Below are 18470 nucleotides of genomic sequence, written 5' to 3'. Positions count from 1 at the left end.
ATTCTTATTTGTATACCGACTGCCCGCCAGAACACATGAACCGCGAAGAAGCCCTCCACATTTTCAACCACTCCGAAGAGATCGTCTCGGCGGACGCCGTCAACGCGTCGATCTCCAAGATGGCCGACGCGATCCGCGCCGAGATCGGCGACGCGTTCCCGCTCGTTCTCTCGGTGATGGGCGGCGCCGCGGTGTTTACCGGGATGCTGCTGCCGCATCTCGATTTCCCGCTGGAATTCGATTACATCCACCTGACCCGCTACCGCAACACGACGCAGGGCAGCCCGGAAATGCACTGGCGCGTCGCGCCGCGCGAATCGGTGAAGGACCGGATCGTGCTCGTGCTCGACGACATCCTCGACGAAGGCGAGACGATGGCCGCGATCCGCGACCGCATCCTCGACATGGGCGCCAAGCGCTTCATGTCGGCCGTGCTGTGCGAGAAGACGCTCGCGAAGGCCAAGCCGCTGCACCCCGACTTCTGCGGCTTCTCGGTGCCGGACCGCTACGTGTTCGGCTGCGGGATGGACGCGAAGGGCTACTGGCGCAATCTGCCGACGATCCGCGCGCTGACCGCGAACGTCTGAGCGCCCCGCTCCGCACTATATAAATAGACAGCGGCGCTCCGGTTTCCCGGAGCGCCGCTTTTTTTGGCAGCTTGCGTGTGCGCCGCCTGCGCCCTACAGCTGGTGCACGAACGCGCGGACGCCGCCCAGCATCATCTCGACCGAAATCGCGACGAGCACGAGGCCCATCAGCCGCTCGAATGCCGCGACGGTCCGCTCGCCGATCCATTGCTGGATCCGCTCGGCCAGCACCAGCGTCACCGCGCAGACGATCATCGTGACCGTCAGCGCGCCGACCCACTCGAGCATCTTGCCGGGCCCCTGCGACGTCAGCAGCATCACCGTCGCGAGCGCGGACGGCCCGGCGAGCGCCGGAATCGCGAGCGGCACGATGAACGGCTCGCCGCCTGCGCGCGGATCGTTGCCGAGCGCGCCGTCCGGATGCGGGAAGATCATCCGCAGCGCGATCAGGAACAGCACGATGCCGCCGCCGAGCCGCAGCGACAGGTCGGTGAGGCTCATCATCCGCAGGAAGCGGTCGCCGACCAGCATGAAGAACAGCAGGATCACGAACGCGATCCCCACTTCGCGCAGGATCAGCTTCACGCGCCGCTCGCGCGGCACATCCCGCATCGCCGAAATGAACAGCGGGATGTTGCCGAGCGGATCGGTGATCAGCACCAGGAGCACGGTGGCCGACAGGAAGGTGTATTCCACCGCGTTCCCCGGTCGGTGCGCTTAGCGCGCGAGCGCGGCGCGGATCTTCTCCGCGACCGTCGCCGCAGCCGCATCCGCCGGCAGCAGCGTCGCTTCGGCGTCGCGGCGGCCCTGATACTCGATCTTGCCTTCCTTCAGGCCGCGCTCGCCGATCACGAGGCGATGCGGCACGCCGATCAGTTCCCAGTCGGCGAACATCACGCCCGGGCGCTCGCCGCGATCGTCGAGGATCACGTCGATGCCGGCTGCGACGAGTTCCGCGTACAGCTTGTCGGCGGTCTCGCGCACCATGTCGCTGCGGTCATAGCCCATCGGGCACAGCACGACTTCGAACGGCGCGATCGACTCGGGCCAGATGATGCCGCGGTCGTCGAAGTTCTGTTCGATCGCCGCGCCGAGAATGCGCGTGACGCCGACGCCGTAGCAGCCCATCAGCATCGGCTGCGGCTTGCCCGACTCGTCGAGGAACGTCGCACCCATCGCTTCCGAATACTTGGTGCCGAGCTGGAACACGTGGCCGACCTCGATACCGCGGCAGATGTCGATCACGCCCTTGCCGTCCGGCGACGGGTCGCCCTTCTTCACGTTGCGCACGTCGGCGACGTCCGGCTCCGGCAGGTCGCGGCCCCAGTTCACGCCCGCGATGTGATAGTCGACCTCGTTCGCACCGACGACGAAGTCGCTCATGTTCGCGACCGTGCGGTCCGCGATCACCTTCACCGGCTTCTTCGTGCCGACCGGGCCGAGATAGCCCGGCGGCGTGCCGAACCACTCGACGATTTCCTGCTCGGTCGCGAAGCGGTGGTTCTTCAGGCCCGGCAGTTTCGACACCTTGATCTCGTTCAGGTCGTGATCGCCGCGCAGCATCACGAGCCAGATGGTCGGCTCGGCGCCTTCGTTGTCGGTCGCGAGCACGATCGACTTGATCGTGCGCTCGAGCGGGATGGCCAGCAGCTCGGCGACGGCTTCGCACTTCGCCTTGCCGGGCGTCGCGACCTTCGCCATCGCTTCGGCCGGCGCCGCGCGCTTAGGCGTCAGCGGCAGCGCTTCGGCCGCCTCGATGTTCGCCGCGAATTCGGACGTCGGGCAGTATGCGATCGCGTCTTCACCGGTGTCCGCGATCACGTGGAATTCGTGCGAGAAGTTGCCGCCGATCGAGCCGCTGTCGGCCGCGACCGCACGGAACTCGAGGCCGAGGCGCGTGAAGATGCGCACGTACGCGTCGTACATCTTGCGATACGACTCGTTCAGGCCGGCCGCATCCTTGTCGAACGAGTATGCGTCCTTCATGATGAATTCGCGGCCGCGCATCACGCCGAAGCGCGGACGGATCTCGTCGCGGAACTTCGTCTGGATCTGGTAGAAGTTCACCGGCATCTGCCGGTAGCTCTTGATCTGGTTGCGCGCGATGTCGGTAATGACTTCCTCGTGCGTCGGCCCGATCACGAAGTCGTTGTCCTTGCGGTCCTTGAAGCGCAGCAGCTCGGGGCCGTACTGCTCCCAGCGGCCCGATTCCTGCCACAGTTCGGCGGGTTGCACGGCCGGCATCAGCAGCTCGATGGCGCCCGCCCGGTTCATTTCCTCGCGCACGATCGCCTCGACCTTGCGAATCGAACGCAGGCCGACCGGCAGGTAGTTATAGATGCCGCCGGCGACGCGACGGATCATGCCGGCGCGCACCATCAGCTTGTGGCTGACGATCTCTGCGTCGGCGGGTGCTTCTTTCAGGGTGCCGATAAAGAAACGGGAAGCTTTCATGCGGACGGTTCCAAAAACGGCGCCCCCAGGCGGGGCGCCCGAAAAAGTTTCAAGGTGAAAAAGCTGCGCGCGACGGACGACGATGGCGCAGATGACGTAGCAGACTAATCAGGGACAATTCAGCCGGTGTGCCCCGCGCGGATTCGCTCCGTCACGGTGCGCAGCGCCCGTTATCTGTTTATAATCAAAGCAATTTTAAAGGATTCGAAGGTGGTTGTATGCTGGATCGTGAAGGCTTTCGCCCGAACGTCGGCATCATCCTCTTGAACGCGCGCAACGAGGTGTTTTGGGGCAAGCGGCTCCGCGAGCATTCCTGGCAGTTTCCTCAAGGTGGGATCAAGTACGGCGAGACCCCCATGCAGGCGATGTACCGGGAACTGCACGAGGAAACGGGCCTGCATCCGGAACACGTCAAGATAATCGGCCGCACACGCGACTGGTTGCGTTATGAGGTGCCTGACAAGTTCATTAAACGCGAAGTACGCGGTCATTACCGCGGCCAGAAGCAGATCTGGTTCCTGCTGCGGATGGTTGGACGCGATTGCGACATTTGCTTGCGCGCGACCGACCACCCGGAGTTCGATGCGTGGCGCTGGAACGAGTACTGGGTGCCGCTCGATGCGGTGATCGAGTTCAAGCGGGATGTCTATCAGTTGGCGCTGACGGAACTGTCGCGCTTCCTGCGCCGCCCGGCGCAGCGAGCCGAGAAGCCGCGTGGGCCGCGTCTGTCGCGCTATCCGCGCGTCATTGGCGTGGAGGCCCAGCAGACGCTGACGATTGTCGACACATCGGTAGTCTGTTCGGAGATCGAAGTGGAAGCGGGCACGCTCGACGAGATGCCGCCCCACGTGATCGTCGGCAAATGACGAATCGAACTGCATGACCGGGCGCGACCTTGGTGTCGCGCCCTTTTTTTACGAGGAATGCATATTGAAAGCGATTGCTCTCGCGCTCGCATCGATTGCCGCGGTCGCCACGCTGGCAGGTTGCGCGAATTCGAAGACACCCACCAACAAGGATGACAGCGAGTTCGTGTATCTGCTGGACCGCCAGGGCACGTGGAAGGAAAACACGGTCGACTCGCTGCCGCCGCTGCCGCAGACGGGCGACCTCCTGCCGTTCAACGTATCGCAGAACACGCCGCTCAAGTTCTTCGTCGACGCGAAGTCGCTCGCGGTCGGCACCGATGGCGTCGTGCGCTACGCGGTCGTCATCACGAGCCCGGCCGGCGCGCGCAACGTGAACTACGAAGGCATCCGCTGCGACACCTACGAATGGCGCCAGTATGCCGGCCTGAATTCGGAACACGACGGCTGGGACCGCACCGTCGAGAACGACTGGCGGCGCATCGAGAACGGCGAGCTGAATGCCTACCATTCGGCGCTCTATCAGGACTACTTCTGCGCGAACAAGATGCCGCAGGGCTCGACCGCGCAGATCCTGGAGAACATCCGGTTTCACCGCACCGCGATGAGCCAGTTGCGCTGACGGCGCGCGGCGCCCGCCGCGCCCCGTTCGTCGCATGAAAAAGCCCGCATCACGCGGGCTTTTTCGTTTGACGGCCGGAACCGGCTCGAATGGTCACACCAGCACCAGGTTGTCGCGATGGATCAATTCCGGCTCCAGCATGTAACCGAGCACGGATTCGATCTCACCACTCGGCTTGCGGTGAATCAGCTTCGTCTCCGCACTGCTGTAGTTCGTGAGCCCGCGCGCCACTTCGCGCCCGTCGGGGCCGACACATGCGATGACTTCGCCGCGCGCGAACGCGCCCTGCACGTCGATCACGCCGATCGGGAGCAGGCTCTTGCCGCCGGCCGTCAGCTTCTCGACCGCGCCCGCATCGATCACGACATGGCCGCGCACCTGAAGATGGTCGGCCATCCACTGCTTGCGCGCCGCCATCCGCGCGGTACGTGCGATCAGTTGCGTGCCGATCGCCTCACCGGCCGCCAGGCGCACGAGCACGTCGGCCTCCCGGCCGCTCGCGATCACGGTGTTCGCGCCGCTGTGCGCGGCGCGTTTCGCCGCGAGGATCTTCGTCAACATCCCGCCACGGCCGAGGCTCGAGCCCGCGCCGCCGGCCATCGCCTCGAGTTCCGGCGCGCCTGCGTTGGCTTCCGCAACGAGCGTCGCGTTCGGGTCCTTGCGCGGATCGGCCGTGAACAGCCCCGACTGGTCGGTCAGGATGATCAGGGCATCGCCTTCGATCAGGTTTGCAACGAGCGCGCCGAGCGTGTCGTTGTCGCCGAACTTGATTTCGTCGGTGACGACCGTGTCGTTCTCGTTGATGATCGGCACGACGCCAAGTCGCAACAGCGTCAGCATCGTCGAACGCGCATTCAGGTAACGCTCGCGGTCCGCCAGGTCGGCATGCGTCAGCAGGATCTGCGCGGTGCGGATGTCGTGCTCGGTGAAGCGGCTTTCATAGACCTGCGCGAGCCCCATCTGGCCGACTGCGGCTGCAGCCTGCAACTCATCGATTTCCCGCGGTCGCTTGCTCCAGCCGAGCCGCTGCATCCCTTCGGCAATCGCGCCCGAACTGACGAGCACGACTTCCTTGCCCTGGGCGCGCAGTGCGGCGATCTGAGCCGCCCAACGGCCGATTGCCGCATGATCGAGCCCCTTGCCGTCGTTGGTCACGAGGCTGGAGCCCACCTTCACCACCAATCGCTTCGAATCCGCGATGATCGAACGCATCCTGCACTGTCTCCTGTATCTGCTGCCTTTCCGACCGGGCGCGATTGAACGCCGGCGCCGGGCGGCATGCCCGGCGCGTTCCGGAATCGCTCAGGCGTCGTCGCCCGGCGCTGCGTCGCCCTTGGCGGGCGGCGCATCGCGGAAACGCACGTCTGCCGCGAGATCTTCCGCCTCCGCGGCGCGATGCGCGTCCGAATGCTCGGAGAGGTAGTCGTAGATCGCGTAGCACAGCGCTTCACAACCCTGGCCCGTCAGTGCCGAGATCTCGAACACGGGGCCGTCCCACTCGAAGCGCTCGAGGAAATCCTCGACCCGTGCCTTGCGTTCGTCCTCCGGCACCATGTCGAGCTTGTTGAGCACGAGCCAGCGCGGCTTCTCGTAGAGCGCCTCGTCGTACTTGCGCAGCTCGCCGACGATCGCCGTCGCTTCCGCCACCGGATCGACGCTTTCGTCGAACGGCGCGAGATCGACCAGATGCAGCAGCACGCCGGTGCGCTGCAGGTGACGCAGGAACTGATGGCCGAGGCCCGCGCCTTCGGCGGCGCCCTCGATCAGCCCCGGGATGTCGGCGATCACGAAGCTCTTGCTCGGACCGACGCGCACCACGCCGAGATTCGGCGCAAGCGTCGTGAACGGGTAGTCGGCAATCTTCGGCCGCGCGTTCGACACCGACGAGATGAACGTCGACTTGCCTGCGTTCGGCATGCCGAGCAGGCCGACGTCGGCGAGCACCTTCAGCTCGAGCTTCAGCATGCGGCGCTCGCCGGGCTTGCCGTCCGTCTTCTGGCGCGGCGCACGGTTCGTGCTCGACTTGAAATGCAGGTTGCCGAGCCCGCCGGCGCCGCCCTGGGCAAGCATCACCTGCTGGTCGTGCTCGGTCAGGTCGGCGATCAGCTCGCCGGTATCCATGTCGCTGATGATCGTGCCGACCGGCATGCGCAGCGTGACGTCGTCACCGCCCTTGCCGTAGCAATCCGATCCGCGCCCGTTTTCGCCGTTGCGCGCCAGGTGCTTCTTCGCGTAACGGTAGTCGATCAGCGTGTTGATGTTGCGGTCGGCAATCGCGTATACGCTACCGCCCCGGCCGCCGTCGCCGCCGTCCGGCCCGCCGAACGGGACGAATTTCTCGCGGCGCATCGACGCACTGCCATCGCCTCCGTCGCCGGCGATGACTTCGATTCGTGCTTCGTCAATGAACTTCATTCGTCACTCCGCCCAGTATTTCCGCTATTGTGCCGCGCGCCGGCGCGCTTGAACAATCTGCCGTTCGGCCGATCGTACGCCGGTTGCGCGATGGCCGCCCGAACGCACACGCGCCCGGCGACCAAATAAAAAAAGGCCCCGCGAAGACTGCGGGGCCTTTCGGCTACGAAGCCCGTGGGTGCCTGAACTTAGGCAGCCGCCGGGACAACGATGACCAGATGCTTCTTGTCCGCGCCCTTCGTCGCGAACTTGACGTGACCGTCGACCAGCGCGAACAAGGTGTGATCCTTGCCCATGCCGACGTTCTCGCCTGCGTGCATGCGCGTACCGCGCTGACGCACGATGATGCCGCCGGCATTGATTGCCTGGCCGCCGTACACTTTCACGCCGAGACGTTTCGACTCGGAGTCGCGGCCGTTCCGGGAAGAGCCGCCTGCCTTTTTGTGTGCCATCTGATTGCTCCTTTACCGAGGCGCTTACGCGTTGATCGCGTCGATGCGCAGCTCAGTGTAGTTCTGGCGGTGGCCGCCGTGCTTTTGGTAGTGCTTCCGGCGACGCATCTTGAAGATGGTGACCTTGGCATGACGACCGTGCGACACAACGGTGGCCTTGACGGAAGCCCCACTGACCAGCGGCGTACCGAACTTAATCGATTCGCCTTCGCCCACTGCGAGAACCTGGTCGAGCGTGATTTCAGCGTCAATGTCAGCCGGTATCTGTTCTACTTTGAGTTTTTCGCCAACGGCAACCTTGTACTGCTTGCCGCCGGTTTTTATGACCGCGTACATTGAGAACCTCACTCTGGATCCAATTTTTCCGCACACCACGCGCGGAAAACACGTGATTATACATGGGCTTAGCACCCAAGTCAAAGCCGATCGACGATTGCCGCGCGCGGGCCTCTGCCGGACGGCCAAAATCGCGCCGCTGGTACGTCTGACAGACCGGCATATCGCGGATTCGACTTATAATCCGCCGCATCACCCAATTCCATCATCATGTCGTCGTCCACCGCCTCCCCCACCCTCAGCGCCGCCCACCTGCTCGCTCCGATCACCAGCGACATGGAGCAGGTGAATCGCGTTATCCGGCAAAGCCTCGCGTCCGATGTGCTGCTGATCAACCAGATCGCCGAGTACATCATCGGCGCGGGCGGCAAGCGGCTGCGTCCGGCATTGCTGCTGCTCGTCGCCGGCGCGCTCGGCGAGACGTCGCACCAGCGGCACGTGCTGGCCGCCGTCGTCGAGTTCATCCACACGGCCACGCTGCTGCATGACGACGTCGTCGACGAATCCGAGCTGCGCCGCGGCCGCCAGACCGCCAATGCGCTGTTCGGCAACGCGGCGAGCGTGCTGGTAGGCGACTACCTCTACTCGCGCTCGTTCGAGATGATGGTCGGCGTCGGCAAGATGCGCGTGATGGAGATCCTGTCCGAAGCGACGACGATCATTTCGGAAGGCGAGGTGCTGCAGCTCCTCAACATGCACGACGCGGACGTCGACGAAACGCGCTACATGCAGGTGATCCGCTACAAGACGGCCAAGCTGTTCGAGGCGTCGGCACGCCTGGGCGCGGTGCTCGCGGGCGCCGATGCGCCGACCGAGGCCGCCGCCGCCGAATACGGCCGCCGGATCGGCACCGCGTTCCAGATCATGGACGACTGGCTCGACTATGCGGGCACGGCCGAGGCAATGGGCAAGAATGCCGGCGACGACCTGCGCGAAGGCAAGCCGACGCTGCCGCTCATCTATCTGATCGAACGCGGCACGCCCGAACAGTCGGCGCTCGCACGCGAGGCGATCGAACAGGGCGGCACCGATCGCTTCGACACGATTTTCGAAGCGATCACGCGTTCGGGTGCGCTCGATCACACGCTCGAATGCGCACGCCAGGAAGCGCAGGCGGCAGCCGCTGCGATTGCCGCGTTCCCCGATTCGATCTACAAGGAAAGCCTGCTCGGGTTGTGCTCATACTCGACGTCGCGGCAGTCGTAAACACGCCGCGAACGCGAAGCGATACCTTGTCTCGAAAATTTTCTTCATCAAAGTATTCCCTTTTAGAAAAAACATCGTTATAGTTACGTTCTTGCTTGTGACGACGCAGCGATTCTTAACGAAGACGGCGAAGTCCGAAGAGCAAAAATCGGGGTGTAGCTTAGCCTGGTAGAGCGCTACGTTCGGGACGTAGAGGCCGGAGGTTCGAATCCTCTCACCCCGACCAGATTTGAAAAAACCGTGCACTTCGTGCACGGTTTTTTTTTGCCCGGCCGCCGCAGACCCCTTGTGTCGCGCACGACACATCGCGGTCGCCAGCCTCTGCTATATTCCTTCCATCCCAGTCCTTCACTGCCCTTCCAACGCGTGGACCAAATTCCCTTATGGGCGCAATTCGGCGCCGTCTTCCTGCTTCTCCTCTGTTCCAGCTTCTTTTCGATTTCCGAGACCGCGATGATGGCGCTCAACCGCCATCGGCTGAAGCATCTCGCCAGCCAGGGCGCACTCGGCGCGAAAACCACGCAAGGGCTGCTCACGCGCACTGACCTGCTGCTCAGCGTGATCCTGATCGGCAACAACCTGTTCAACACGATCATCCCGGTCCTGACGACGTCGCTCGCGCTGCATACGTTCGGCCGCAACAACGTCGCGCTGTCGATCGCGACCGGCATCGTCGCTTTCCTGATCATCGTGTTCGCCGAAATCGCGCCGAAAATCGTCGGCGCGACGTTCCCCGAACGCATCGCGCTGCCCGCGAGCCTCGTGATCGCGCCGCTGATGCGCGTGTTCAAGCCCGTCGTCTGGTTCGTCAACGCACTCGCGAACGGCGTGCTGTGGGTGCTGCGCATCAACACGAAGAAGGGTCGCGACCAGCGAATGTCGGCTGACGAGCTGCGCGCCATCGTGCTCGAGTCGAGCAGTTTCATGCCGACCAAGCACCGCAGCATCCTGCTCAACCTGTTCGACCTGGAGAACATCACGGTCGACGACGTGATGGTGCCGCGCCGCCAGATCGAATCGCTCAACTTCTACGCGCCGCTCGACGACGTCGTGCACCAGCTCGAGACCTGCTATCACAACCGGCTTGTCGTCTACGAAGGCGACATCGACAAGGTGCTCGGCGTGCTGCACGTCCGCAAGACGCTGACCGCGCTGCACAACCAGGAGTTCGACCGCGAGACGCTGCGCACGCTGCTCGCCGAACCGTACTACGTGCCGTCCGGCACGCCGGTGGTGCAGCAGCTCCAGTTTTTCCAGGAAACGCGGCAGCGGACCGCGCTCGTCGTCAACGAGTACGGCGAGCTCGAAGGGCTCGTCACACCCGAAGACATCATCGAGGAGCTGATCGGCGAATTCACGACGTCGATGCCGCGCAGCGAACGCGCGGGCGGCTGGGACGAGAACGGCGAATGCATCGTCTCGGCAAGCATGCCGCTGCGCGAACTGAATCGCTGGCTGCACCTGAAGCTGCCTACCGACGGGCCGAAGACGCTGAACGGCCTGGTGCTCGAAATCCTCGAGGAAATTCCGGAAGACGACGTGTGCCTGAAAATCGGTGACGTGATGCTCGAGGTGATGCGCAGCGACGATCAGGCCGTGCGCACCGTCAAGCTCTTCAAGCCGCGCGGCTCGCGCACCGCGCGCGCCACCAGGCGCTAGCCGAACGGCCGACTGCCGGCGCCGCCCGCGACGCGCGACCATCTGCTGGTCACGGTCAACAGGCGGCCAGCGTGCCGGCTCACATGCATTTCCCTCCTCCCGGGGCGCCGCTGCGCATGCAGCCGCCCGCCCACTCCGATGCGTCGCCCGCCGCCGCACCACGCGCGCTCGACGCGGCTCAGCTCGACGATGCGCCGGCCGTGCGGCTGCTGACGGATACGCTTCACGCGGCTCGCGTACGCGACGCATCCGACATCCACGTCGAACCATTCGAAGCCGGCTGGCGCATCCGCCTGCGCATCGACGGCGTGCTGCACGAACATGCGCGGCCGCCCCTTCATCTGCGCGACGCGCTCGTCACACGGATCAAGGTGCTTGCGCGCATGGACATCGCCGAGCGGCGGCTCCCGCAGGACGGCAGGCTTCGCATCGTGATCGACGGCGGTACGCGCGGCGACTACCGTGTCAGCTCGCTACCGACGTTGTTCGGTGAGAAGCTGGTGCTGCGGCGGCTGGAAACCATGCCACCGGACCTCACGCTCGCCCGCCTCGGCTTCGACGCGCAGCAAGCAGCCGCGATGGAGGCCGCGATACGCGCACCGCATGGCCTCGTACTCGTCACGGGTCCGACCGGCAGCGGCAAGACGCTGTCGCTCTACTGCGCGCTACAGATGCTCGATCGCGACGCGCACAACGTCTGCACGGTCGAGGATCCCGCCGAAATCCAGCTCGACGGCATCAGCCAGGTCGGTGTCGCCGAAAAGGCCGGGCTCACGTTCGCGACTGCACTGCGTGCGCTCCTGCGGCAGGATCCGGACATCATCATGGTCGGCGAGATTCGCGATGCGGAGACGGCCGACGTCGCGATCAAGGCCGCGCAGACCGGCCATCTCGTGCTGTCGACGCTGCACACGAACGACGCACCGGCCGCCGTCGCGCGGCTGCTCGACATCGGTGTCGCGCCGTACAACCTCGCGGCCGCACTGCACCTCGTCACCGCGCAACGCCTCGTCCGGCGGTTGTGCACCGCCTGCCGCGTGCATTCGGACGCGCCTGTGCCCGTCCTGCGCGAGGCCGGCTGCGACCCGGCTGCCCTCGCAACCGGATGGCGGCCGTTCGTCGCGCGAGGTTGTCCGGCCTGTCACGGCATCGGCTATCGCGGCCGTATCGGCCTGCACCAGACGATGCCGGTATCGTCCGGGCTGGCGGAACGCATCGTCGCACGGGCGAGTGTTGGCGAACTCGCGCAATGCGTGGCGGCCGAAGGCGTGCGCAATCTGCGCGACGCGGCGCTCGCACGCGTCCGTGACGGCACGACGAGCATCGCGGAAGCCCTCACCGCGACTCCTGCCGCATGAGCATGCGCACGCCGCCGCGCGAAACCCGCCTCGCGTGGCGCGGCCGCCGTCGCGACGGCACGTTGCGCCGCGGGACCGTTATCGCATTCGACGCCGCGAGCGCACGCGCCGCGCTTCGCACGCGACGGCATCGCCGTACTGTCGCTCGACGTTCGCGGGCCGGCCCGGCCGCCAACGGCCAGCGCGCGAGACGTCACGCGCTTCACGCGCCAGCTCGCGAGCCTGCTGCAGGCCGGGTTGCCGCTCGCGCCGTCGCTCGAGATGCTCGCGCGCACGCGGCCACACGATGGCCTGCCGCGCATCGCAGCGGGTCTCGCCCGCGAAATCGTCGGCGGCCGGCGCTTCGCCGATGCGCTCGCACGCTATCCATCCCAGTTCGGCACGCTGTATCGCCAGCTGATCGAGGTCGGCGAAGCGTCAGGCTCGCTCGGCATCGTGCTGACGCGGGTCGCGGAACACCGCGAGCGCACCGACGCGCAGTGGCGCAAGCTGCGGGCCGCACTCGCGTACCCGGCGGCCGTCATCCTGTTCGGGCTCGCGATCTCGGTCGCATTGATGGTGTGGGTGGTACCGACGTTCCGGCAGATCTTCGACGGATTCGGCGCCGCACTACCGGCGCCGACCCGCGCGCTGCTCGCACTGTCCTCCGCGCTGTCGGCATGGGGCGGCGGGCTCGCTGCCGGTACGGCGGCAGTCGGGCTGGCAGCGCATCACGCGCTGCGGCGGTCGGCACCGCTGCGCCACGCCGTCGCGCGGCGCCTGTTACATGCGCCGCTCGCGGGTCACGCGCTCAGCCGGTACGCGGCCGCACGCTGGTGCCGCTCGCTTGCGACGCTGCTCGGCGCCGGCGTGCCGCTCGCCGACGCCTTTGCCACGCTCGAGCGCACCGCCGGCCATCCGGTGTTCGAGCATGCCACTGCGCACATCGCGGCCCGCGTGCTGCGCGGCGCACGCCTCGCGGACGCGATGCAGTCGGCCGGCTGCTTTCCGGACGACGTCGTGCAGCCGATCGCCGTCGCCGAGGAAACCGGTACGCTCGACACGATGCTTGCCGACATCGCCGCGCTGTGCGAACGCCAGCTCGACGCGCGTCTCGATGCCCTCGCCGCGCTCGGCGAACCGTTGATCGTGATCGTACTGGGCGCACTCGTCGGCGGCCTCGTGATCGCGATGTACCTGCCCATCCTTCAGCTCGGCAACGTGGTGTAGCATCGCAACCGATTCTGTCGCCTTTTAGTCCGAACCTTGAGCTCATGACGCCAGCGCCCCTGTACTCCGTTACCGATTCGCCCGAGAGCGCGCTGCTCGCGCTGGCAATGCTGCCGCCCGCGCTGCAGTATGCGTTCGCGGTCGTCGTCGGCCTTTGCATCGGCAGCTTCCTGAACGTGGTCGTCCACCGGCTGCCCGTGATGATGCAGCGTGCGTGGCAGGCCGAGATCGATGAAGCGACCGGCAACACGAGCGCCCCGCCCGACGACGGCTACCCGCCGCGCTACGATTTGTGGCGCCCGCGCAGCGCCTGCCCGCATTGCGGCCACGTGCTGAGCGCATGGGAAAACATCCCGCTCGTCAGCTTTCTGATGCTGCGCGGGCGCTGCCGGCGCTGCGGCCACGCGATCGGCATCGTATATCCGCTCGTCGAGCTCGCGTGCGCGCTGCTCGCCGCCGGCTCACTCGCGGCATTCGGCCCGACCGTCGCCGCGCTTGCCGCGTTCGCCCTGTGCGCCGCGCTGCTCGCGATGAGCGCGATCGACATTCGGACGGGCTACCTGCCCGACTCGATGACGCTGCCGCTCCTCTGGGCCGGGCTCGTGCTGAACCTCGGCGGCACGTTCACGTCGCTGCGCTCGGCAGTGATCGGGGCCGTGGCCGGCTACCTGTTCCTGTGGTCAATCTACTGGCTGTTCAAATGGCTGCGCGGCATCGAGGGCATCGGTTTCGGCGATCTGAAGCTGCTCGCCGCGCTCGGCGCATGGATGGGCTGGGCCGCATTGCCGCAGGTCGTGCTGTTCGCCGCGGTGACGGGCGCGATCGTCGGGCTCATTGCAACCTGGCGCGGCCGCATGCGCTTCGAGGAGCCGATTCCGTTCGGCCCGTTCCTCGCGGCAGGCGGCGTCGCGACGCTGTTTTTCGGCACCCCGTTCTATTCGGCGCTCGGAGGCTGACATGTTCGCAATTGGACTCACCGGCGGCATCGGCAGCGGCAAGACGACCGTCGCCGACCTGTTCGGCGCCCGCGGCGCGTCCCTGGTCGATACCGATCTGATCGCCCATCGCATCACCGCACCACGCGGTCTCGCGATGCCCGCGATCGAACAGGCATTCGGTCGCAGCTTCGTTGCCGCCGACGGCTCGCTCGACCGTGCGAAGATGCGCGCACTGATCTTCAGCGACGACGCCGCGCTCCGGCGCCTCGAGGCGATCACGCATCCGCTGATCCGCGCGGAGACCGATCGCGAAGCACGCGAAGCGCAAGGCCCGTACGTGATATTCGTCGTGCCGCTGCTCGTCGAGTCAGGCAACTGGAAGGCGCGCTGCGATCGCGTGCTCGTCGTCGATTGCCCGGTCGAAACACAGATCGCACGCGTGATGCGGCGCAACGGCTTCACGCGTGAGCAGGTCGAAGCGATCATCGCGAAACAGGCAACACGCGAGGCCCGCCTCGCGGCGGCCGACGACGTGATCGTCAACGACGCGACGACACCCGACGCGCTCGCCGCACAGGTCGATGCACTGCACCAACGCTATCTCGGGTTTGCGGCCGCCGCGCGCTGAACCTCGCGCCCGATCGTGATGGTGTACGAAATTGGCGCGTTGCTAGGGTAGAGAGTGAGCATTAGAATGTCCTGCATTGTTTCAATCCCTACCCAAGAGGCGAGCGCGCTTGATTCTTTACGAGTATCCGTTCAACGAGCGAATTCGCACGCTGTTGCGCCTCGAAGATCTCTTCGAGCGCTTCGCGTTCTTTTTGGCTCAGGAGGACCCGCGTGAACACCACGTCGCGCTGACGACGCTGTTCGAAATCGCCGAGGTAACGGGCCGCGCGGACCTGAAATCGGATCTGATGAAGGAGCTCGAACGTCAGCGCCAGACGCTCGCCCCCTTTCGCGGCAATCCGGGCATCGAGCAGAACGCGCTCGAAGCCGTGCTCGGCGAAATCGAGCAGACACTCGCCAATCTCGCGCAGATGCAGGGCAAGACCGGGCAGCACCTCGTCGACAACGAGTGGCTCGCCAGCATCCGCAGCCGTGCGGTGATTCCCGGCGGCACGTGCAAGTTCGACCTGCCGTCGTACTACGCATGGCAGCAGTGGCCCGCCGAGCAGCGGCGCCAGGACATCGCGAAGTGGATCCTGCCGATGCTGCCGCTGCGCGACGCGGTGACGATCGTGCTGCGGCTCGCGCGCGAATCGGGCCAGGCTTCGAAGGTCATGGCGATGCAGGGCAGCTACCAGCAGATGCTGTCCGGCCGCACCTACCAGTTGATGCAGGTGCGCGTGCCGCCGGAGTTGCGCGTCATTCCGGAAGCGAGCGCGAACAAATACATGCTGTGGGTACGGTTCACCATGCAGGACGGCGATGTGCGGCCGCGCGCGGTGGACATCGACGTGCCGTTCCATCTGACACTGTGCAATCTGTAACGGCCGCGGGCCGGATCGCTTTCGTATGACTACCGTTGTGAAATGCCCGTCGTGCGGCGCCGAAGTGCGCTGGACGCCCGAAAATCAGTTCCGCCCGTTCTGCTCGGCCCGCTGCAAGCAGCTCGACCTCGGCGCATGGGCCGCGGAAAAGTACCGGATCGGCGGATCTTCCGACGAGGGCCCCTCGTCGGAAGAAGACGGCACGGACAGCCGCCGCGACAGCTGAGCGGCGCGCAGCACCGCCCGCTAGTGATATGGCCCGCCTTTCCGGCAGGCCATCATGGCGTCAGTTCGACGCGGCTTCCTTCTCGAGCAATTCCAGCACCGGCAGCGCAGCCGGCAACAGCGGCGCGACGGCGACCGGCAGTTGCTGCCACACGAACGCCTGCCCTTCCTTGCTGTGCGGCTCGCCCGTCCAGCCCGTCACCTTGCAGAAATACAGCCGCACGTATGCATGCGGATAATCGTGCTCGAGCGTGTGCCAGCGGTGGCTGGCGGTGACTTCGATGCCGAGCTCCTCGTGCAGTTCGCGCGCAAGCGCGTCCTCGACGCTTTCGCCCGCCTCCAGCTTGCCGCCCGGAAACTCCCAGTAGCCTTCGTACGGCTTGCCTTGCAGGCGCTGCGCGAGCAGGTAGCTTCCGTCCGGCTGCACCATCACGCCGACCGCGACTTCCGTCACCTTGCGGCCGTCGGGCGCGCGTACCGCGCCTTGTGCGAGATCCGCGCTCATGCCTGCTCCTTGCGGCCCGACCAGTCACGCGCAAACTGCCATGCGACGCGCCCCGAGCGCGAACCGCGCTCGAGCGCCCACACGAGCGCGTCGCCGCGTGCGGATTCGATCTCCGTATCCGGACAGCCGAAATGACGCAGCCAGTGCCCGACGATGTCGAGGTAGTCGTCCTGCTTGAACGGATAGAAGCTGACCCACAGGCCGAAGCGCTCCGACAGCGAGATCTTTTCCTCGACGACTTCGCCGGGGTGAATCTCGCCATCCGGAAGATGCTTGTACGACTCGTTGTCGCTCATGTACTCGGGCAGCAGATGGCGGCGGTTCGACGTCGCGTAGATCAGCACGTTGTCCGACTGCGCGGCGATCGAGCCGTCGAGCGCGACCTTCAGCGCCTTGTAGCCCGACTCGCCTTCCTCGAACGACAGGTCGTCGCAGAACACGATGAAGCGCTCGGGACGCTGCGAGATCAGGTCGACGATGTCGCCGAGATCGTGCAGGTCGTCCTTGTCCACTTCGATCAGGCGCAGGCCGTCGTTCGCATACGCGTTCAGGCACGCCTTGATCAGCGACGATTTGCCGGTACCGCGCGCGCCGGTCAGCAGCACGTTGTTGGCCGGCTTCTGCTGCACGAACTGCCGCGTGTTCTGTTCGATCAGCCCTTTCTGGCGATCGATGTTGTGCAGATCGTCGAGCGTGATCGACGACACGGCGGGCACCGGCTGCAGATAGCCGCGCCCCTGGCGCTTGCGCCAGCGGAACGCGTGAGCCGCATTCCAGTCGACCGCTGCCGGCGCGGGCGGCAGCATCCCCTCGAGACGGCCGAGCAGCGCCTCGGCACGCGTCAGAAACTGTTCAAGCTTGTCCATGTCGTTCGAACGCTCCCGGTCAGGAGCGGTAATCCGCGTTGATGCTCACGTAGTCGTGCGACAGGTCGCACGTCCAGATGGTGGCCTGCGCGTCGCCGCGGCCGAGCAGCACGCGGATCGTGATTTCGCTCTGCTTCATCACGCGCTGGCCGTCTTCTTCCTGGTAAGCCGGGTTGCGGCCGCCCGCCTTCGCGACGAGCACGTCGTCGAGATAAAGGTCGATCTTGTCGACGTCCAGATCCGCGACGCCTGCATAGCCGATCGCCGCGAGAATCCGGCCGAGGTTGGGGTCGGATGCGTAGAAGGCCGTCTTCACGAGCGGCGAATGGCCGATCGCGTAAGCGATCTGGCGGCATTCCGCGACACTCTTGCCGCCTTCGACCTGCACCGTCATGAATTTCGTCGCGCCTTCGCCATCGCGCACGATCAGTTGCGACAGCACCTGTGCGACTTCCGTCACCGCATCGCGCAGCGCCGCATAGGCCGGCGAATCGGTCGACGTGATCGCCGGCAGCGTGCTCTTGCCCGACGCGATCAGGATGAACGAGTCGTTCGTCGACGTATCGCCGTCGATCGTGATGCAGTTGAACGAGCGGTCGGCTACTTCCTTCACGAGCGTGTCGAGCACCGGCTGCGCGACGTTCGCGTCGAACGCGAGGAAGCCGAGCATCGTCGCCATGTTCGGCTTGATCATGCCCGCGCCCTTGCTGATGCCCGTCAGCGTGACCGTATGGCCGTCGATCGTCACCTGGCGCGACGTGGCCTTCGGCAGCGTGTCCGTCGTCATGATCGCCTGCGCGGCGTCGAACCAGTTCGCGGCCGTGCGATTCGCGAGCGCGGCCGGCAGGCCGGCCTTCAGGCGATCGATCGGCAGCGGCTCGAGGATCACGCCGGTCGAGAACGGCAGCACCTGCGCCGGCTCGATGCCCGCGAGGCGCGCGAGTTCCGTGCAGGTTTCGCGTGCGTTCACGAGGCCCGGCTCGCCGGTGCCCGCGTTCGCATTGCCCGTATTCACGACGAGCGCGCGAATGCCCGCGCCGCCTGCGCGCACCTTCGCCAGGTGCTCGCGGCAGACGGTGACCGGCGCTGCGCAGAAACGGTTTTCGGTGAACACGCCCGCGACCGTCGCGCCTTCGTCGACGGAGATGACCAGCACGTCCTTGCGATTCGGCTTGCGGATGTTCGCTTCCGCCCAGCCGAGCGTGACGCCGGCGACAGGATGCAGTTGGGCGGGATCGATCGACGGAAAATTGACAGCCATGGGGCACACCTGCCGGAT

General features: G+C 65.7%; 19 protein-coding genes, 1 tRNA gene and 1 pseudogene. 12 read left to right on the top strand and 9 right to left on the bottom strand.

Annotated elements, in window-relative coordinates:
• Positions 1-35: 35 nt before the first annotated feature.
• A complete protein-coding gene (locus tag LXE91_RS07765; RefSeq protein WP_039353080.1) occupies positions 36-587 on the top strand; it encodes a hypoxanthine-guanine phosphoribosyltransferase in 552 nt (183 codons plus the stop codon).
• 93 nt (positions 588-680) lie between these two features.
• Here the strand turns inward: LXE91_RS07765 and LXE91_RS07760 are convergent, their stop codons facing one another.
• Together LXE91_RS07760 and LXE91_RS07755 are read right to left on the bottom strand one after the other, a co-directional pair.
• Positions 681-1283, bottom strand: a complete 603-nt coding sequence (locus LXE91_RS07760; protein WP_011350864.1) for a MarC family protein — start codon at positions 1281-1283, stop codon at positions 681-683.
• Between the two features lie 21 nt (positions 1284-1304).
• Positions 1305-3041 (bottom strand): proline--tRNA ligase, encoded by a 1737-nt coding sequence (locus LXE91_RS07755; RefSeq protein WP_039353083.1) that lies wholly within the window; start codon positions 3039-3041, stop codon positions 1305-1307.
• A 218-nt stretch (positions 3042-3259) separates the two neighbouring features.
• Between LXE91_RS07755 and LXE91_RS07750 the strand changes: the two genes are divergently transcribed.
• Both LXE91_RS07750 and LXE91_RS07745 read left to right on the top strand, forming a co-directional pair.
• Positions 3260-3907, top strand: a complete 648-nt coding sequence (locus LXE91_RS07750; RefSeq protein WP_039353086.1) for an RNA pyrophosphohydrolase — start codon at positions 3260-3262, stop codon at positions 3905-3907.
• 13 nt (positions 3908-3920) lie between these two features.
• Positions 3921-4529, top strand: coding sequence for a CNP1-like family protein (locus tag LXE91_RS07745; protein WP_039353089.1), 609 nt, complete (start codon positions 3921-3923; stop codon positions 4527-4529).
• 93 nt (positions 4530-4622) lie between these two features.
• On the opposite strand, the gene proB is transcribed toward LXE91_RS07745, so the two are convergent.
• The 4 genes from proB to rplU all read right to left on the bottom strand — a co-directional run bounded on the left by proB (position 4623) and on the right by rplU (position 7732).
• Positions 4623-5741 carry a glutamate 5-kinase gene (gene proB / locus LXE91_RS07740; RefSeq protein WP_039353092.1) on the bottom strand — a complete coding sequence of 373 codons (1119 nt, stop codon included), beginning with the start codon at positions 5739-5741 and terminating at the stop codon, positions 4623-4625.
• Between the two features lie 90 nt (positions 5742-5831).
• The gene (gene obgE, locus LXE91_RS07735) at positions 5832-6944 is read right to left on the bottom strand and encodes a GTPase ObgE (RefSeq protein ID WP_039353096.1); all 1113 of its coding nucleotides are present in this window, start codon (positions 6942-6944) and stop codon (positions 5832-5834) included.
• A gap of 188 nt (positions 6945-7132) precedes the next feature.
• Positions 7133-7396, bottom strand: coding sequence for a 50S ribosomal protein L27 (gene rpmA / locus LXE91_RS07730; RefSeq protein ID WP_006476999.1), 264 nt, complete (start codon positions 7394-7396; stop codon positions 7133-7135).
• Between the two features lie 24 nt (positions 7397-7420).
• Positions 7421-7732: a 50S ribosomal protein L21 gene (gene rplU, locus LXE91_RS07725; protein ID WP_006025184.1), complete on the bottom strand. Its 312-nt coding sequence runs from the start codon at positions 7730-7732 to the stop codon at positions 7421-7423.
• A 210-nt stretch (positions 7733-7942) separates the two neighbouring features.
• Between rplU and LXE91_RS07720 the strand changes: the two genes are divergently transcribed.
• The 9 genes and pseudogenes from LXE91_RS07720 to LXE91_RS07680 all read left to right on the top strand — a co-directional run bounded on the left by LXE91_RS07720 (position 7943) and on the right by LXE91_RS07680 (position 15821).
• Positions 7943-8938, top strand: a complete 996-nt coding sequence (locus tag LXE91_RS07720; RefSeq protein WP_011544516.1) for a polyprenyl synthetase family protein — start codon at positions 7943-7945, stop codon at positions 8936-8938.
• A 149-nt stretch (positions 8939-9087) separates the two neighbouring features.
• Positions 9088-9164: transfer RNA gene (locus LXE91_RS07715), tRNA-Pro, on the top strand.
• Positions 9165-9304: 140 nt separating this feature from the next.
• Positions 9305-10597 (top strand): HlyC/CorC family transporter, encoded by a 1293-nt coding sequence (locus LXE91_RS07710; protein WP_039353101.1) that lies wholly within the window; start codon positions 9305-9307, stop codon positions 10595-10597.
• Positions 10598-10680: 83 nt separating this feature from the next.
• Positions 10681-11955, top strand: coding sequence for a GspE/PulE family protein (locus LXE91_RS07705; RefSeq protein ID WP_039353105.1), 1275 nt, complete (start codon positions 10681-10683; stop codon positions 11953-11955).
• Positions 11952-13164: pseudogene (locus LXE91_RS07700) on the top strand (type II secretion system F family protein). Before LXE91_RS07705 ends, LXE91_RS07700 begins: the two are co-directional and overlap by 4 nt.
• Before the next feature lie 44 nt (positions 13165-13208).
• Positions 13209-14120: a prepilin peptidase gene (locus LXE91_RS07695; RefSeq protein ID WP_039353111.1), complete on the top strand. Its 912-nt coding sequence runs from the start codon at positions 13209-13211 to the stop codon at positions 14118-14120.
• Position 14121: 1 nt separating this feature from the next.
• Positions 14122-14730: a dephospho-CoA kinase gene (gene coaE, locus LXE91_RS07690; RefSeq protein ID WP_039353116.1), complete on the top strand. Its 609-nt coding sequence runs from the start codon at positions 14122-14124 to the stop codon at positions 14728-14730.
• A gap of 109 nt (positions 14731-14839) precedes the next feature.
• Positions 14840-15595, top strand: coding sequence for a cell division protein ZapD (gene zapD / locus LXE91_RS07685; RefSeq protein WP_039353119.1), 756 nt, complete (start codon positions 14840-14842; stop codon positions 15593-15595).
• Between the two features lie 25 nt (positions 15596-15620).
• Complete coding sequence (locus LXE91_RS07680) at positions 15621-15821, top strand: DNA gyrase inhibitor YacG (protein WP_039353122.1); 201 nt, start codon at positions 15621-15623, stop codon at positions 15819-15821.
• A 60-nt stretch (positions 15822-15881) separates the two neighbouring features.
• Here LXE91_RS07680 and LXE91_RS07675 read toward each other — a convergent pair whose 3' ends face one another.
• The 3 genes from LXE91_RS07675 to argJ are packed head-to-tail and all read right to left on the bottom strand — an operon-like array spanning position 15882 to position 18452.
• Positions 15882-16325, bottom strand: a complete 444-nt coding sequence (locus LXE91_RS07675) for an NUDIX domain-containing protein (RefSeq protein ID WP_039353126.1) — start codon at positions 16323-16325, stop codon at positions 15882-15884.
• On the bottom strand, positions 16322-17191 hold the full coding sequence (locus LXE91_RS07670; protein WP_039353128.1) for an ATP-binding protein: 870 nt from the start codon (positions 17189-17191) through the stop codon (positions 16322-16324). Before LXE91_RS07670 ends, LXE91_RS07675 begins: the two co-directional genes overlap by 4 nt.
• Before the next feature lie 19 nt (positions 17192-17210).
• Entirely contained in the window at positions 17211-18452 is a 1242-nt protein-coding gene (gene argJ, locus LXE91_RS07665; RefSeq protein ID WP_039353131.1) for a bifunctional glutamate N-acetyltransferase/amino-acid acetyltransferase ArgJ, read from the bottom strand.
• Between the last annotated feature and the right edge of the window lie 18 nt (positions 18453-18470).

Source organism: Burkholderia contaminans (assembly GCF_029633825.1).
Lineage (GTDB): Bacteria > Pseudomonadota > Gammaproteobacteria > Burkholderiales > Burkholderiaceae > Burkholderia > Burkholderia contaminans.
This window is presented reverse-complemented; position numbering and strand designations above follow the sequence as displayed.

Coding starts and splice junctions, on each gene's coding strand:
- LXE91_RS07670 (WP_039353128.1), bottom strand. CDS start 17,191: ATGGACAAGCTTGAACAGTTTCTGACGCGTGCCGAGGCGCTGCTCGGC.
- proB (WP_039353092.1), bottom strand. CDS start 5,741: ATGCGTTCGATCATCGCGGATTCGAAGCGATTGGTGGTGAAGGTGGGC.
- LXE91_RS07680 (WP_039353122.1), top strand. CDS start 15,621: ATGACTACCGTTGTGAAATGCCCGTCGTGCGGCGCCGAAGTGCGCTGG.
- LXE91_RS07675 (WP_039353126.1), bottom strand. CDS start 16,325: ATGAGCGCGGATCTCGCACAAGGCGCGGTACGCGCGCCCGACGGCCGC.
- LXE91_RS07750 (WP_039353086.1), top strand. CDS start 3,260: ATGCTGGATCGTGAAGGCTTTCGCCCGAACGTCGGCATCATCCTCTTG.
- argJ (WP_039353131.1), bottom strand. CDS start 18,452: ATGGCTGTCAATTTTCCGTCGATCGATCCCGCCCAACTGCATCCTGTC.
- LXE91_RS07705 (WP_039353105.1), top strand. CDS start 10,681: ATGCATTTCCCTCCTCCCGGGGCGCCGCTGCGCATGCAGCCGCCCGCC.
- LXE91_RS07745 (WP_039353089.1), top strand. CDS start 3,921: ATGACCGGGCGCGACCTTGGTGTCGCGCCCTTTTTTTACGAGGAATGC.
- rplU (WP_006025184.1), bottom strand. CDS start 7,732: ATGTACGCGGTCATAAAAACCGGCGGCAAGCAGTACAAGGTTGCCGTT.
- LXE91_RS07720 (WP_011544516.1), top strand. CDS start 7,943: ATGTCGTCGTCCACCGCCTCCCCCACCCTCAGCGCCGCCCACCTGCTC.
- LXE91_RS07695 (WP_039353111.1), top strand. CDS start 13,209: ATGACGCCAGCGCCCCTGTACTCCGTTACCGATTCGCCCGAGAGCGCG.
- LXE91_RS07765 (WP_039353080.1), top strand. CDS start 36: ATGAACCGCGAAGAAGCCCTCCACATTTTCAACCACTCCGAAGAGATC.
- rpmA (WP_006476999.1), bottom strand. CDS start 7,396: ATGGCACACAAAAAGGCAGGCGGCTCTTCCCGGAACGGCCGCGACTCC.
- coaE (WP_039353116.1), top strand. CDS start 14,122: ATGTTCGCAATTGGACTCACCGGCGGCATCGGCAGCGGCAAGACGACC.
- obgE (WP_039353096.1), bottom strand. CDS start 6,944: ATGAAGTTCATTGACGAAGCACGAATCGAAGTCATCGCCGGCGACGGA.
- LXE91_RS07755 (WP_039353083.1), bottom strand. CDS start 3,041: ATGAAAGCTTCCCGTTTCTTTATCGGCACCCTGAAAGAAGCACCCGCC.